A 15387-nucleotide genomic window follows, 5' to 3' on the forward strand; every position below is an offset into this window, starting at 1 on the left:
AGCAATATTTCCAAATGATTATGCATTACAAAAAAGTCTTTATCTAGCTATGGCAGATGCTTCAGCTAAGTGGACTAGTAGAATAAGAGGTTGGGATAAGGTGTTATCACAATTATCAATATATTTTGAAGGGAGGATATAATAAAAAAAATAGAAAGTAATAGTAGAAAATATCTGCAAATTTTTAACAAAATTTGACAGTGTATTAATAATGTGTAAAATTAAGTTAAGCTTCATTTCTTAAGAAATGAATATCTATTGATACAAAAAATGTATCAACCCATACCCTTTAATATCAGGAAATAGGTTGATACACAAAATTATTTACAGACCCTACTTTGTAAACAAGAAAAAGACCACAACTTAAGTTGTGGTCTTTTTTTGTCCAAAATTATTGTTCATTTTTATTTTTCTTTTTTGAAACATATAATAAAACAACTACTGCAATAAGTGCAACTGCACCTATATACATAACTCCATCATCTCCTGTTCTAGGATTTGATGTATTGTTTGATTCAGGTTTCTTATTGCCTGGTTTATTTGGATTTTCTTTTCCTGGTTTACCTGATTCTTCTTCTCTTGGAGTTTCTTTCCCTGGTGTTTCAGGATTTTTTGGTTCTTCTTCCCTTGGAGTTTCTTCACCTGGTATTTCAGGATCTTTTGGTTCTTCTTCCCTTGGAGTTTCTCCTCCTGGTGTTTCAGGGTCTTTTGGTTCTTCTTCCCTTGGAGTTTCTTCTCCTGGTGTTTCAGGATCTTTCGGTTCTTCTTCACCTGGTGTTTCTGGTGTATCAGGATTTTCTGGATCTATTGGAGGTATTTCACAGACATTCTTAGTACCAATTTCAATAATCATATCTTGTTTTTCTGTGATTGTCTTAGTTTCTCTAGACACTTCCTCACTATTTACAACTTTAACAGTTGTTTCAGTCTTTCCTACTATTCCTTCTTGAACAACCTTATGTGTACCAGCATCTAAATCAGGATTTTCTCTTATAATTACATCGTATGCTTGTTCACTTTCATATTTGAATTCACCTTCAGTCTTTGTACCGTATTCTACGATCTTGTTCTTAGGTTCAACTCTTTCTTCAGTTACTTCAAGCTTACCTGTTTCCTTGTTGAATGTAGTTGTATATTTTACAGATCCTTTGGAACCTTCTTCGATGACTTTTTCTTCACCTGCTTTAAGTTCTGGATTGTGTCTGTATTCTGTATCATTACCTAATTCAACTTCCTTAACAACTGGTTTAACACCAATTCTTACTACTCTATCTTCTTTTTCTGTAATTGTCTTAACTGTTTCAGTTGCTTCACCAACTGGTTTACTATCTTTTACTTTTTGTGTGATAGTTACTTCTTCCTTACCTGGTTTTCCTTCATTTTCAATTTCTTGGAATCCAGCTTCAAGGTTTTCATCGTAGATAACCTTAGTTTCATAAGGTATTTCTCTCTCAATAGTCTTAGTTACTTCACCCTCGGTTGATTTTCTACCAACTTTAACAATCTTGTTAACAGGTTCTTTAGTTGTCTTGAATTCACCTTCTTTGGTTTCTAGAACCTTGCCATCTTGGATAACAAGTGTATTAGTTCTTTCTTGTTCACCTGGTGTACCTTCTTGAACAACTTTTTCTTCACCTGGTTCTAATGAATCATCATATTCAATGATTGTTTCAAATGGTAGTACTTTCTTTTCAACTATTTCGTGAGTACCGTCGTTTGTTCCCTTACCTACTTGGATAAGTGCATCTTCTGCTGGAACAATTACTTCTTTTGGTTCTCCATCAATTTGTGAATCTTTTATAGTCCATGTTGTAGTCTTTGTTCCAACCTTACCAGGTTTAACTATTCTGTATTCACCCTTCTTAAGGTCGTCAACTTCTTCAACTTTGTATTCAAATGGTAATTCTTCTACATGTGTTACTTCACCTGTTGAACTATCTTCACCAACTAATATTATAGCATTTTTAGGTTCTCTAGTTGTCTTAAATTCAGACTCTTCAGTTACTTTTGAGTTAACAATTGTAAGAGTTCTTTCTTTTAGACCAGATTCACCTATTTGTTGTACTCCATCGATTTCAGCATATTTCCATTCACCTTTTTTAAGTGTTGGATCTTTTCTTACTTCAATTTCAAATGGAATTGTTTCAGTTTCTTTGTATTGACCATCAGTCTTAGATCCTACTCTAATCTTTCTAGTAACTGGTTCTTTTGTCTTAGTTACTTCACCACGAGTTTCATCAACCGCTTGTCCATTTTCTATCTTGATTGTAGTTTTTACTTCTTGTTCACCAAGTTCACCTTTTTGGTCTTCTACAATTTGGTTCGGTGCTAATGTTGGATCAATTAACACTTCTGTTTCAAATGGAATTGGGTCTTTGTCTATATATTCAACTGTTCCAGTGAAGTTTCCATCACCTACTTCGATAATTTCTTTTACTGGTGCTATTGTTTCTACAGGAGCTGAAGTCTTTGTTACTACGGAGTTTTCTATAGTAATTGTATATTTTTCTTCACCTTCTACACCTTTTTGTACAACTTTGTATTCTCCCTTTTGAAGTTCTTTATTTACTCTTACTTCTACTTCAAATGGCTTTTTACTTGTGTATACATGTGTACCTTCAGTCTTAGCAGGTCCAACTTTTACAATTCTCTTGACTGGAGCTTTTGTTTGTTTTGTTTCGCCTTCTTCTGACTTAGTTACTTGGCCATTTACAATTGTGTGTGTTACTGTGGTTTCTTCTTCACCAAGTTCACCTTCTTGTTCAACCTTTGTTGTACCTGGTTCCATTGAATTATCTACAACATATTCTGTTTCAAATTCAACAGCTTTGGTTTTCTTAGTTTCAAGAGTACCTATGAAGTCAGCATTCCCCACTTCTATAATTTCATTAACTGGTGCTTTTGTTTCTTTTGGTTCTGAAGTATTTGTTACTTTTGAGTTTTCAATAGTAATTGTGTATTCTTCTTCACCTTCTACACCTTTTTGAACAACTTTGTGTTCACCCTTCTTAAGTTCTGGGTTTACTCTTACTTCTACTTCAAATGGTTTCTTGCTTGTGTAGGTATGTGTACCATCAGTCTTAGCAGGTCCAACTTTTACAATTCTTTTTACTGGTTCTTTTGTACGTGTTGGCTCACTTCTTTCTGACTTAGTTACTTCACCATCTACAATTGTATGAGTTACAGTAACTTCTTCTTCACCAAGTGAACCCTCTTGTTCAACTTCAACTGTACCTGGTGCTAATGAATTATCTACTTTGTATTCTGTTTCAAATTCTATAGCTTTAGTTTCCTTAGTTTCAAAGGTTCCATTAGTTCCATAAGATACAAATTGAACTTCTACTTCTTTTGTAGAAACTTCGTCTTCACCATCAAAATAGTGTGCTGTTACAGGAACATTTAATAAGGCTCCATTTATAGATTTTCCATCTTCAGCATTCGGAACTGTAGCAGTTACTGTACCTGTTTTTTCATCAATTGATACATTCCAAGTATTTCCTTTATCATCTTTATAAGTGTCAGAAGATAAAGTGAATTTAGTAGGTTTTCTGTTGTACTTATCTTCAGCATTTAGGATAACTTCTGAAGAAAGTTCGTCTCCTGACCTACCTGCCTTGGCGTTGTATCGAGGAGTCATGTTTGCTCTCTCTTTGATGACAAATTCAGCCTTAGTCTTTTCTATAATTTCTTTGTCAGGTTCATTTGGATCAGAGTATTTTGCAATTACTGGTACATTTAGTTTTTCACCACCATTAAATTTAGATGGATCTACTGGTTTAGCAGTCACTGTACCTGTTTTTTCATCAATAGAAACATTCCATTCATTGCCATGGTCATCCTTAAACTCTGTTCCTTCTGGTATATAATATCCAGTTGGTTTAAGTTTATTTTCATCATCAACAAGTTTTGCTGGTGAAACTTGTTCTTCTGAAGGGAAGGCAACTTGTGCAGAATATTCTGGTCTGTTGTTGCTTGATTCTTGAACAACGAAGTGGAACCAGTGTGTATCTGTTGATCCATTTGTATATGTGTAAACTAATGGTACTGCAACAAAGTCACCTGCTTTTGCAGATAATGGTGGAGTTACTGTAAAAGTTGTTGGAAGTGTATCTTCATCATACTTCAATATCCATTTATCTTCTTCAGCTTTACCTTCGTTAATTTTATCTATAAATTTTCTATCAATAGATCCGATTGCTTGGTTTGCATCCTTAGCAGCTTCCATTTGATCTGGTGTTTTTTGATTAGGGAATAAATCTTTATTATTTCTATCTTCTGGCACATAAAGTTCTACTTTAAACTCTTCACCAGGTTTTACAGCAGATGAAGTATGTTTTGATGTATCAGCTTTATTACCATCGATAAATCCTTGGTCATAATATCTGGTATCGTCAAGGTTTAACTTGAATGAACCAATTAAGTTGTAGTGGTCGTAGCGGTCGATGCCTTGCTTGTCGATTACTACATCTTGTCCCTTGTGGTTGATTGTAGCAGTGCCTGCACCTGTTTCTACATAGGTTCCTTTATCCCATTCCTCTTCAGGCGCTTGAGCTACATCTGTAAACTCATCAGCTGTTCTTGGACGAGTAAAGAATTTAACTTCTAGACTTTGAATTCCTTTAAAGTTAGGGTCTTTATAAAAAATAGAATCCTTATTAAGATTTCCATTTTCATCTATCACGCCTTCAGGCATTGTAATAACTACTTTATCCATTTCATTAATAAATGCCTTAGCTCCAGGTACAATTTCACCTGTTACAGGGTGGTAGACTTGACCTACAAGTCTTTCTCTAGCGTTGTCATCAAGATTTTCTACTGATATGTTAGTAGTTATAGTTTGTCCTTGAACAAATTCCGTTTTATTATGACTTCCATTTAACTTTATAAGTTGAAGTGTATCATTTTCATTTGGCCATGGGTTGACCTTGTAGCTTATACCGAAGCTACCTCCGAAAAACTTGATACTAGGATTATTTTGAGTGTAATTATCCTTAAAACCAAAGGAAGTAGAGTTATTGTCCTTATTATTGATGTGCTCTAAAGTTTCATTACTTGCTTCGTAGTTTAAGTTTCTTTGTCTCCCACTAGATGTTAACTCTGTATTTTCTTGTGGCTTGTAGGTTACAGCAGGAGATTCAGGAGTTAATTTATCTCCCTGACCCATCATCGGCTTATTTCCAGGATTTACAAGAATAAGACCAGAATCAGTTACAGCAACCTTGGTATAGGTTCTTTGGCCTGTTTTCTTGTCGATGGTGATTTGGTAACCATACTGGGTTTTACTAGGTGTATCAGCTGCTGGGTTACTAGTTTGAAATTTAAAACCATCTTTTTCTACCTTTTCATCAGTATTAACTAAGTTTTGATTAGTGTCTCCCGGTTGCAAATCAGTTTGTCTATAGCGCTCTTTGCCGTTATAGTCTTTTATCGTAGCTTCATCTTCAGCATAGTTTGTATATGTGGTTGCTTGGGCTTGTACCAAGTTCATTGGTATAAAGCCTACAAGTAAAGCAAATGCTAAAAGAAAGCTTAAGATTTTTCTTGTTTTAATACTATCTTTAATCATTTTTTTCTCCTTACATATTGTATTTTTATTGTCAAAGATTTTATATCCCCTTGTATAATAAAACCTTTTTACCTGTATATTATTATACTATCTTATAAAGAATAAATCTAATAAAACAATGATTTACTCTGTTTTGTAAACATTGAAATTAACTATATTTACATTTTACATTTTATATTTTTTATTTTATATTTTTTAACAATGTATTGAGTTTAGAAAATATCGAACAGTTTTCACCTGTAAAAAATTAATATAATTATCTATTTTATAAGTAAATTACAAATCTTATAATGTATATACCTATTTTTACTAACATAAAAATACAATAAATTAGTATATTTATTAATTTGTTTTTAATATATTAAATTGTATTTTATTAATTTTTTTTAATACTTTTATATGATATTAAAATAAGTATTTTGCTATTTATATAACTTTGTTAAATATACGTAAAATATGGATATATTTTTTTAAAAGGGTATTTAAATTTATAATAAGTTTCAACAATTATTAAACTTAAATAAAAATAGATATAATATCCAAATAAATAAATTTAAGGAGCAAAAATGAAAAGGCGTTTTTTAATAGTTCTACTTGTTGGAATGACTATTTTCCTGACTTCTTGTCAGCATATAGAAAAAGCTGTAGAAGACACTTTTTCTACACAACCACAAAAAGCAAATGCAGGTAAAGAAAACAATGATAAAGGTTTTTTAGAGAATTTAAAAAATATATTTATAGATAAGAGTAATGAGAGAGTATTTGTCACAGATATCATTAAAGATGCTGAGGAAAAAATCGGATATGAATTTCCTACTTCTTTATATAGCCATTTTAGCCGTTATATTTCAGAAAATGATATTCATCGTTATTTATCTAAAGAAGAAGTAATTGAAATTGCCAAAGAATACGACCGAAATAATTTTTTATTGAACACTAAAAAAAGAGATGAAGTAATGGAAGAATTATTTGAATTGGTTGACACTAGAGATTTTTATATTTATCAAACTAGATTTAGAATTCTAGATAATAGTATATATATTTATATTGTAAATCCTAATAATCCTGAACAGGTTGATTTATACTATTATAATTTAAGTGTAGGAAAATGGATTATACAGCCTGAAAAACTTTCTGCTAATACTGATCCTATGAAAGATTCAATTTTATTTTCAAATATAAATTTTGATGCTTTTGAAAAAATTATAGAGACGGGAAAAGAAGTTCTAAAAGAAATAGGTGATTATAGAGAATATAATATAATGAATAAAGACCTTGGAATTAACACTATAAGTGCACATTTAGATGGAGAAGATTTAATATTTAAGGCAAAAGTAGAAGGTGTTAGAGAAGATTATAATTTAACTTTTGATAGAAATGGAAATTTAATCGAGAAAGAGAGGGATTAATATTATGTTGCTACTAATACTATTTTTTATGTACGTCTTTCCAATATTCTTTATTGCAATTCCAAGCTTTAGAACAACACCATTTTTTGCGACAGTTCTCTTAGTAGTAGGAATAATCCTCTGGTCAATCCAATCTTATTTGATTTCAAAATTTATAACAAATCCTAATAAAATGGCAAAAAAACACCAAAGAGTTCGAGATACTGGAAAGATTACTCAAGCTGAAATATTGGATAGTAAAAATATTGGTAGTGAAGATGGATATCCTCTAAAAAATTTATTAATTAGATTTACAAATCTGGCTAATAATCCTGTAAAAGCAAATATTCAGCTTGTAGATTCTAAAGAATATGAAAAAAGATTTGAATCAGGTAAAACTGTAGAATTGAAATTAAATCAGAGAGGTTCTGATCCTGCATTCACATTTGGAGAAGGAGAATATATTACAAAATCTAGACCTTGGGCTTGGGCATGGCTGATTTTTAATATCATATATATGATAGTATTTTTCCTAGTCACTTATTATTTCCAAAATGACGGATATGGATGGAGATTTCTAAATCCATTCACCTCCTGGTTATGGGCTTCTATTTCAGGGATTTTTATGTTAAAAGATTTTCTTAAACCTAATGTTGAACAAGATATAATAAGTGAATACCATGAAATTTCATCTTCTAATTCGAAAAAAGATTTTGGAGAACTTTTATTATATGGTAAAACTACTGAAGGTGAAATCCTAAGTTATGCTCAAACAGGACTTTATGTCAATGAGCAGCCCCAATTAAGATTCAATATGAAATTTATAGATGATATGGGTAACACTGTAAATAAAAGCTTTAAAAAAGTTATTCCTTTAACCGAATTACATGAAATTAAATTAGGAAAAGTAGAGGTTCTCTATCTTCCTAGAAACACTAATATTTTTGCACTTTCCTTTGTTGAGGAAAATATGTAATTTTAAAATTTAGACATAACAAAATCCCTTCCATAATATGAAAGGGATTTTTATTTATATTATTTTACTCATTTATATTATCTATGTGGTCATCTATAGCTTGTCCAACATTTTCTTTAAAGTCGGCGTCTTCTGCAATAGATTCATCTTTAAGCTTTTCTAATTCTTTAGAATCTTTTTTTGAAAAATCTTGTCCGGGATCTTTTTTAGCAAAGATGAGATCATAAATTCTGTTTCTTATTTCGCCTTCTTTTTTAATCTCTGACTTATTTTTAATCCAACCTATCGCTATAACAAGTATTAATAATATCCCCATATAACCAATTATCGGATACATAATAGCTACAAGTTTCTTAAATCCTACAAATGAAAGTCCATATCCTATAAGTGTTAGTGCAATTAATGTTAAATTAAATTTCTTTTTGTCATCTCCTGCTATTCTTCTTGCTAAAGCATAGTATAAGGAAATTCCAGTATTAAAAATCATTCCATAAATTATTATTGACATAAAACTTCCAAGTATAGGATGTATATTTGTTATAATAGCTTGCATTGGTAAATCTGAATTTATAATATATGGAAGATTCGCATACAAGGTGAATGTTGCAACGGCAGTTATAAGACCTACTATAAATCCTCCTAATATACCTGCTGTCTTTGAAACTTTGTTATTAAATTCTTCCCCACCAAGTACAAATGCCATAGACACACCAGTCATCATACACATAGCAAAATAGTTCAAACTTGATAATGCCACATTATCTATAGCTCTGTCTAAAGTTTTAGCTATTTCAGTAGATGACTCTAAATCTACATCACCCCAAAATATTGTATAAATCGTAGCCAAAACAATAAAAAATACTATAAACGGTGTAAATGATCCTATAACAGCCGATACTTTATCAAAATCGAATTGACTTACTATTAATATCAGAGATACACATATTAAAGCTCCTATCCAACTAGATACACCAAATTGTTGATTTAAATTTGATCCTGCTCCTGCTATCATTACAAAACCTATAACAAAACAGGTAATCATAAGTGCTATATCCAATATTTTTACAATTATAGGGTGAGTCATTTGTTCTAAAACTTCACTATGTTCACTAGCTAAAAAATATGACCCCATTGATAGTAGAATATAACCAAAAGCTACATGAAGAAGTCCCGTAACTACTACTGCTATAAGTCCAGGAACTCCAAATCCTACAAAGTATTGTATAAGTTCTTGTCCTGAAGCAAGTCCAGCTCCAGTCAAAACTCCTACATAAGCAAAAGCCATAATAATAGCTCTTTTAATTCTATCTTTTCTAATATTTGTTCTTAATTGTTCAGTCATGTCTCCCTACTTCTTTTTAATTAATACCTATCAATGATAGCAGAGGGCTTGTATTAATGCAAATATAGTTAGTAAACCCCACTTAAAAATCATTTTATATATTTTAATCTTTATTCTTTATAAAATTCGATCCAAATTTCAAATAAATTTTTTCCATCAAATAATCTATTCTTAAAACCTTTTTCTATATATTCTATATTCAAGACTGCCAAATTTAAGTACATATTCAGTTTTTAAATTTTTACAGATTACAAATTTAAGATGGTCTCTTTCAAAAATTAATTCTTCTAAAGTTTTTTTCAATTCCTGAATTTTATCCTTCGATTCTTTGTACTCTTGTAATTCAATTATCTGTCCCATATCTGTCTCCAAGTTTAATATGTATTAATTATATAATTTAAAATGAAAAAAGAGAATAATCTTAAAGTTATCCTCTTTTGATATCATTACTCACATCTACTACAACCAAAGCCATAGTCATTACAAATAAAATAACCGCAAATACTCCATATAAAGGAAGCTCTTGAATTATCCCAAGTTTTACAAGTCCAGCTATACAATAGGCATATATAGCAAACCAAAATATAATAATAGTCCAATCTTTTTTAGGGCTGATAAATATATTTTTTCTTTGAGAAATAATTTTATATAGTAAATTTATTAATACAAATAACCATATCATTAAAAATGCTATAAATGAGAACCATTCATCAGTAATTTTATTTAAATACAACGAAATGTAACTACAAATACCTACAAAAGCTACTCCACCAAGCCCTATCAATAAAGATTTTATGACATTGACTCTATTGCTTTCATCTTTTTCCCAAGATTTTAAAGTCATATAAACTATGGCTGGCACTTCAAACATATAACCTAAAAAGTTTACCCAGATTACACTCATAAACATATTGTGATTGATATCTAAATTGATTGGTCTTCCATCCCAAACCCAAAATCCACCATCAAGTCTAATGGCTACAACATCTAAAAGTAAGTCCATGCTTACTATAAGCCAACCGGTTAATAGTGCTGTCATGATGGTACTTAAAGAAAACTTTTTAGCAATTCTTAGTGCACAAACAGTTATACCACCCCACATAAGGCCACCAAAAAATGGAAATTGATATGGAACAAATCCAATACTTATGAAAAAATCATTGCTATAATGATAAATATCTGTAAGTCTAACTGCTAAAAGTTCCAGAGAAAATCCTGCTAAGGCTCCTGAAATAAATAGACCTAATTCTCTATATTTTTTATTTTTTAAAATATCTATTAGTAAGATAGCTACGATGAAATAGCAAATTATTTCAAAACTATTTATCCAATTCATTGTTTCTCCTTAATTAGCAGAATTTTTCTTAATTATAAATTCTATTATAATTGAAATTATCATAATTACTATTATGGAACTCGCCCATATTAACCATAAATTATTTGTTAGTCCCCCACCTAGATCAGTCCCATTTTTCTGGAATATAAGACCTATTATAAATCCTATTGGATATGAAATAGAAATAATATAAGGTATTATCTTTGCTTTAGTTAAATCACTAACTATGATTGCAATAAATACACACAAGAACAAAATCAAAGGCAATTGTTTCATACCATGAATGTCAAATAAAATATATCTAATGATGATAAATGAAAAAATTAATATAATTGTTGGAATTAAAATAGACTTGTTTATTCTCTTCAAAATATCCCCCCCTTATTGTTTTCTATTACAACAATTATATCATTATTTTATTAATCTTACTTTTTGTAACATATATAATTATTACATTATATATGTTAATATATGGTTATATTATGTATCTACGCAGATACAACCAACTAAATATGGAGGTTTGTTATTTTAGAAACTAGACTATTAATTGATAAATTAAAAGAAAAAGGAATTACTTTCGATTATTATAGCGAAGAAAAAGCTATTAAATTTTTAGAAAAACATAATTATTATGTTAAAATCACTGCCTATAAAACCAATTTCCATAAACATAATAACAAATATATTGGGTTAGATTTTTTAGCCCTAAAAGATCTCTCTACGATTGATATGCATCTTAAACAATGGGTTTTATTTGCGTGTCTTAGTATAGAGCATTCCTTAAAGGTAAACATCCTTAAAGATATGCAAGAAAACGGAATAGATGAATATGTTATATTAGAACAATATTTTACTTCTTATCCAAATATTCTTAATGAAATAGAGCATAGAAGAAATACTCCTTATACTAAAAACTTATTAAAAAAATATAATCATCCTAGATATCCTGTTTACGTGTATTTTGAAGTAATTCCTTTTGGAGAATTTGTAAACTTTTATAAATTTTATTGTGAAAATTATGATTATAATGGTTTAGATCCTTCAATTTTGTACTGCATAAGAAATATAAGAAATTCAGCTGCGCATAATAATTGTATAATACATGATTTAGTGAATAAGGAAGGTTATTATAATATTGATATCGTGAATCTTATTAGTAAGAAATTAACTAACACAAAGAAAAAGACTATCCAAAATAGATTAAAGAATAATTCTATACAAGATTTTGTTGCGGTAATATCATCTATCGAAACTGTAATAAATAGCGAAGAATTAAAGATTGATTTGTTCAATCGATTAAAGATACTTTTTAATGATAGAATCCCTAGATGTTCAGAAATATATAAATCTTCTCCAGCTCTAAATCAGATGTATAAATTTTGCAAGGATATTATTGACAGTTACAATTTTTAATTATATAATTAAGTTACGAATTGAAAACGAAAGTTTTGCGGGTGATGCATTTATGCGTCACCCGATTTTTTCTATAAATTCTTAATTAATTATTTATTTTATCAAAAATATCATAGATTTAATGAATTTTTTCAGTTTAAAATAACAAGACAATCTAATAAAAAGTCAGTTTAACCTTTTCATTTTACACCTCAACAATAAGGACTTCCTCTTCTCCAGCTGAAATTTCATTTTCTATCTTTCCATTACTAAATAAAGTAGCGCCACCTCTTGCAATATTGTAACTTTCTTTATCCAAGCAATGTGAATTAACATATAAAACTTTATTTCCACATTTTTTAGCTTGTTCTGCATATTCATATTTTATAGTGTCATTCCATTCTTGAAAGTTAAAGTCTGTATACACAGACCACAAAACTATGTCAGTATTCAAGGCCTTCATTTGAATACAATTTTCTTCATACCATAAATCACCACACAAGGCTACTGAAATAGATTTGTTTAAATAATTAAATTGTCTAAAACCTTCACCTTCGCAATAATGGAAATCTGCAATTGGTTCTTTCCAACCTACAGATACTCGTCTATAATTATCTAAAATTTGTCCATATTTATCTATTGTTAGCTGACTACTGTATATTTCATAACCACTTTTCTCTATATATCCAAACGAAATAGCTACTTGATATCCTTTAGCTAAATCTTTAATTTCTTTTATATAATATGATTCTACATTTAAAGCTATTTCTGTATCTTTTAAATATTCCCAAGTTAGACAGTCAAAACCTTGTAGAAAACTTTCACCAAACAAGATTAAATCTACTTCTTTATGATATTTTTTTACAATATCTTTTATTTTTCCTAAATTATATTCTATATCGTTAGTTATGAAACCTACAGCAGCTAAAGCTATTTTCATATAAAATACCTCATATAATAAAATTGAAAAAATCTTCTTTTAACTTTTTCTTAAACCCTTGTTTAATCCATCAAGAATATTACAACTTAAAAATAATCCCCAAAGCAGCACCGCAAGCTATTATAGCTACAGGATGAATCTTTTTATATTTTCTTAAAATAAGTAGAAAGGCAGCAAAAATTGCAATCTCAACATATTTGAATATATCAATGAAATTTCCTGTTTGCTTATATGCTTCAACATTAAATAAAGTTAAGACCATAACTGAAAACATAGCTCCAAAAATCAAGCCTGCTGTTGCTGGTCTTAGCATTTCAAACATATCCCCTATTGTCTTATTTTCTTTGAATTTAGATATTATTTTGGAAATAATGAGGACTATAATGATTGCAGGGGTGATCAAAGAAAGACTTGCAAGTATAGCACCAGGAATCCCATAAGCCTTGTAGCCAGCATAACTTGCACAGTTTATACCGATCGCTCCAGGTGTGGATTCTGAAACTGCTATCATGTCCAAAAGTTCTTCTGATGTAAACCAATCATATTTTTGAGCCATTTCTTGTAAAAATGGTATTGTTGCAAGGCCTCCTCCAACTGAGAAAAGACCTGTCTTAAAAAATTCCCACATTAATATTAACATAATCTACCTTCTTCCAAATAATATTCCAAACATTCCCACAGCTATCACCATTATAACTGGAGAAATATTTAAGAATGCTATAGCTATAAAAGTCAAAGCAAAAACAATAAATTTCACACTTATGTCTGCATTTTTCTTTACTAGATTGATTACAGTATTTAAAACCAAAGCGCATACCGCAACCCTTATACCTGCAAAGGCATTCTGTATGTAGCTTAGGTGAGAAAACGTCTTTAAAAAATTTGCTATTATCGTAATTATGATTATAGATGGACTTATAAATCCTAAGGACGCAAGGATACCACCAAGATTACCTGCTTTTTTTGCACCACAAAATGTTGATGTGTTTATGGCTATGATTCCTGGTGTTGCTTGACCTATAGCATAATAGTCAAGTATCTCTTCCTTGCTTACCCATCCTTTTTTTTCTACTAATTCTCTCTCCAATAAGGGTAACATGGCATAACCGCCACCAAAAGTGAAAAGACCTATTTGAAAAAATGTTATAAACAATTCTATATAAGTGCTCATATTCTATCCATCCTTTCTTCCAAGCCCCTAAAGAACTTTTCCAAATCATCGTGGATTAGATAATCTGCTATTCCATCATTACCACCTTGTTCTTTATTGATTAATATACATTTATTTCCTCTATAAAAATTAATAAAGCTTGCTGCAGGATATACAACTAAGGATGTTCCACCTATGATTAAAACATCAGCATTTGCAATAGCCATTACCGCTTGATTTACAATCTCTTGATTCAAACCCTCTCCATAAAGTGTAACATCAGGTCTAATATAACCACCACAATCACAGTAATTTGCATCTTTAGTAGATAGAATTTCTTCTGCTTCATATTCTTTTCCGCAATTCATACAGTAATAATCTCTTAAATTACCATGAATTTCTAATACATTTTTACTTCCAGCCATCTGATGAAGACTGTCTATATTTTGTGTAACAACAGCCTTTAACTTACCCATTTTTTCTAATCTTGCAAGCACCTTATGGGTAATACTTGGTTTTGCATCTTCATAGATTAAATTTTCTTTATAGTATTTGCTAAACCCCTCTGGATTATCAATTAAAAACTCATGGCTTAACATATATTCAGGGCTATATCCTGTATCATTTTTCCTATTATATAATCCCGTAGCTGATCTAAAATCAGGAATTCCACTCGCTGTAGACACACCTGCTCCACCAAAGAAAACAATATTGTTAGAGCTTAAAATAATATCATATATTGCGCCATACTTATTTTTATTCATCATTGAAACTCCCTTCTTCATAGCTATTTAAGACCTTTCAATTTTATTTAATATATACTAAATCTAAAATATTTAACAATTAAAGTTTTTTAACAACTGAGGTCTTTAGATATAAATTTCCAAAACCATCTACTCTACCTTGAATATCGTGACCATCAACTTCTTTATCAAGGAATTGAATATTCTTAGCTTTAGTCCCTCTTTTTATAGTGTCTCCACCAAGTTTTAAATCTAAAACTATGGTCACATCATCACCTTCATTTAATTCATTTCCTACACTATCAAATTTCTTCTTAGCTTCTAACTCTTTTTCAAGATCTGCTTCAGTCCAAATATGAAAACATTCTGGACAATTATATGCTGTACCGTCACTATATCCATATTCACTTCCACATTTAGGGCATTTTATCATACAAACCTCCATAAATATTTAAAAAATATTTTAATAAAACTATTCTAAACTTATCTTAGAATAGCTATTATCAGAATTTATCCTGTTTTAATTATAGCATAACTAAGGTTTTAACTCTATT

Annotated in this window: 13 protein-coding genes and 1 pseudogene; 4 read left to right on the forward strand and 10 right to left on the reverse strand. The window is 30.1% G+C overall.

Annotated elements, in window-relative coordinates:
* Window positions 1-142, forward strand: a pseudogene (locus tag G534_RS08940) (IS256 family transposase); the annotation flags it as partial.
* Between the two features lie 249 nt (window positions 143-391).
* Here G534_RS08940 and G534_RS08020 read toward each other — a convergent pair.
* Window positions 392-5566, reverse strand: a complete 5175-nt coding sequence (locus tag G534_RS08020; protein ID WP_051177442.1) for a G5 domain-containing protein — start codon at window positions 5564-5566, stop codon at window positions 392-394.
* A gap of 566 nt (window positions 5567-6132) precedes the next feature.
* Here G534_RS08020 and G534_RS0105420 point away from each other — a divergent pair.
* Window positions 6133-6975, forward strand: a complete 843-nt coding sequence (locus tag G534_RS0105420; protein ID WP_027348221.1) for a hypothetical protein — start codon at window positions 6133-6135, stop codon at window positions 6973-6975.
* Between the two features lie 28 nt (window positions 6976-7003).
* Window positions 7004-7930, forward strand: coding sequence for a hypothetical protein (locus tag G534_RS0105425; RefSeq protein ID WP_027348222.1), 927 nt, complete (start codon window positions 7004-7006; stop codon window positions 7928-7930).
* 64 nt (window positions 7931-7994) lie between these two features.
* On the opposite strand, the gene G534_RS08025 is transcribed toward G534_RS0105425, so the two are convergent.
* The 4 genes from G534_RS08025 to G534_RS0105445 all read right to left on the reverse strand — a co-directional run bounded on the left by G534_RS08025 (window position 7995) and on the right by G534_RS0105445 (window position 10977).
* On the reverse strand, window positions 7995-9272 hold the full coding sequence (locus G534_RS08025; RefSeq protein WP_051177443.1) for a YkvI family membrane protein: 1278 nt from the start codon (window positions 9270-9272) through the stop codon (window positions 7995-7997).
* 171 nt (window positions 9273-9443) lie between these two features.
* Window positions 9444-9632, reverse strand: coding sequence for a hypothetical protein (locus G534_RS0105435; protein ID WP_027348223.1), 189 nt, complete (start codon window positions 9630-9632; stop codon window positions 9444-9446).
* 67 nt (window positions 9633-9699) lie between these two features.
* Complete coding sequence (locus G534_RS0105440; protein WP_027348224.1) at window positions 9700-10608, reverse strand: carotenoid biosynthesis protein; 909 nt, start codon at window positions 10606-10608, stop codon at window positions 9700-9702.
* 9 nt (window positions 10609-10617) lie between these two features.
* Entirely contained in the window at window positions 10618-10977 is a 360-nt protein-coding gene (locus tag G534_RS0105445) for a hypothetical protein (protein WP_027348225.1), read from the reverse strand.
* A gap of 234 nt (window positions 10978-11211) precedes the next feature.
* Here G534_RS0105445 and G534_RS0105450 point away from each other — a divergent pair, with 234 nt between their 5' ends.
* Window positions 11212-12021: an Abi family protein gene (locus G534_RS0105450; protein WP_276196129.1), complete on the forward strand. Its 810-nt coding sequence runs from the start codon at window positions 11212-11214 to the stop codon at window positions 12019-12021.
* A gap of 184 nt (window positions 12022-12205) precedes the next feature.
* Here the strand turns inward: G534_RS0105450 and G534_RS0105455 are convergent, their stop codons facing one another.
* The 5 genes from G534_RS0105455 to G534_RS0105475 form a co-directional block, all read right to left on the reverse strand.
* Window positions 12206-12940 (reverse strand): carbon-nitrogen hydrolase family protein, encoded by a 735-nt coding sequence (locus tag G534_RS0105455; protein WP_027348227.1) that lies wholly within the window; start codon window positions 12938-12940, stop codon window positions 12206-12208.
* 79 nt (window positions 12941-13019) lie between these two features.
* Window positions 13020-13580 carry a chromate transporter gene (locus G534_RS0105460; protein WP_027348228.1) on the reverse strand — a complete coding sequence of 187 codons (561 nt, stop codon included), beginning with the start codon at window positions 13578-13580 and terminating at the stop codon, window positions 13020-13022.
* Window positions 13581-13583: 3 nt separating this feature from the next.
* Window positions 13584-14111 (reverse strand): chromate transporter, encoded by a 528-nt coding sequence (locus G534_RS0105465; protein ID WP_027348229.1) that lies wholly within the window; start codon window positions 14109-14111, stop codon window positions 13584-13586.
* Window positions 14108-14857, reverse strand: a complete 750-nt coding sequence (locus G534_RS0105470; protein WP_240470422.1) for an NAD-dependent protein deacylase — start codon at window positions 14855-14857, stop codon at window positions 14108-14110. Before G534_RS0105470 ends, G534_RS0105465 begins: the two co-directional genes overlap by 4 nt.
* Window positions 14858-14933: 76 nt before the next feature.
* Window positions 14934-15266 carry a zinc ribbon domain-containing protein YjdM gene (locus G534_RS0105475; RefSeq protein WP_156896578.1) on the reverse strand — a complete coding sequence of 111 codons (333 nt, stop codon included), beginning with the start codon at window positions 15264-15266 and terminating at the stop codon, window positions 14934-14936.
* Between the last annotated feature and the right edge of the window lie 121 nt (window positions 15267-15387).

Source organism: Helcococcus sueciensis DSM 17243 (genome assembly GCF_000423145.1).
Lineage (GTDB): Bacteria > Bacillota > Clostridia > Tissierellales > Peptoniphilaceae > Helcococcus > Helcococcus sueciensis.

Bases quoted from the DNA above. Each gene is read 5' to 3' on its own strand.
- G534_RS0105455 (WP_027348227.1), bottom strand. From the start codon at position 12,940: ATGAAAATAGCTTTAGCTGCTGTAGGTTTCATAACTAACGATATAGAA.
- G534_RS0105425 (WP_027348222.1), top strand. From the start codon at position 7,004: ATGTACGTCTTTCCAATATTCTTTATTGCAATTCCAAGCTTTAGAACA.
- G534_RS0105435 (WP_027348223.1), bottom strand. From the start codon at position 9,632: ATGGGACAGATAATTGAATTACAAGAGTACAAAGAATCGAAGGATAAA.
- G534_RS0105440 (WP_027348224.1), bottom strand. From the start codon at position 10,608: ATGAATTGGATAAATAGTTTTGAAATAATTTGCTATTTCATCGTAGCT.
- G534_RS0105465 (WP_027348229.1), bottom strand. From the start codon at position 14,111: ATGAGCACTTATATAGAATTGTTTATAACATTTTTTCAAATAGGTCTT.
- G534_RS0105460 (WP_027348228.1), bottom strand. From the start codon at position 13,580: ATGTTAATATTAATGTGGGAATTTTTTAAGACAGGTCTTTTCTCAGTT.
- G534_RS0105470 (WP_240470422.1), bottom strand. From the start codon at position 14,857: ATGATGAATAAAAATAAGTATGGCGCAATATATGATATTATTTTAAGC.
- G534_RS0105420 (WP_027348221.1), top strand. From the start codon at position 6,133: ATGAAAAGGCGTTTTTTAATAGTTCTACTTGTTGGAATGACTATTTTC.
- G534_RS08025 (WP_051177443.1), bottom strand. From the start codon at position 9,272: ATGACTGAACAATTAAGAACAAATATTAGAAAAGATAGAATTAAAAGA.
- G534_RS08020 (WP_051177442.1), bottom strand. From the start codon at position 5,566: ATGATTAAAGATAGTATTAAAACAAGAAAAATCTTAAGCTTTCTTTTA.
- G534_RS0105475 (WP_156896578.1), bottom strand. From the start codon at position 15,266: ATGATAAAATGCCCTAAATGTGGAAGTGAATATGGATATAGTGACGGT.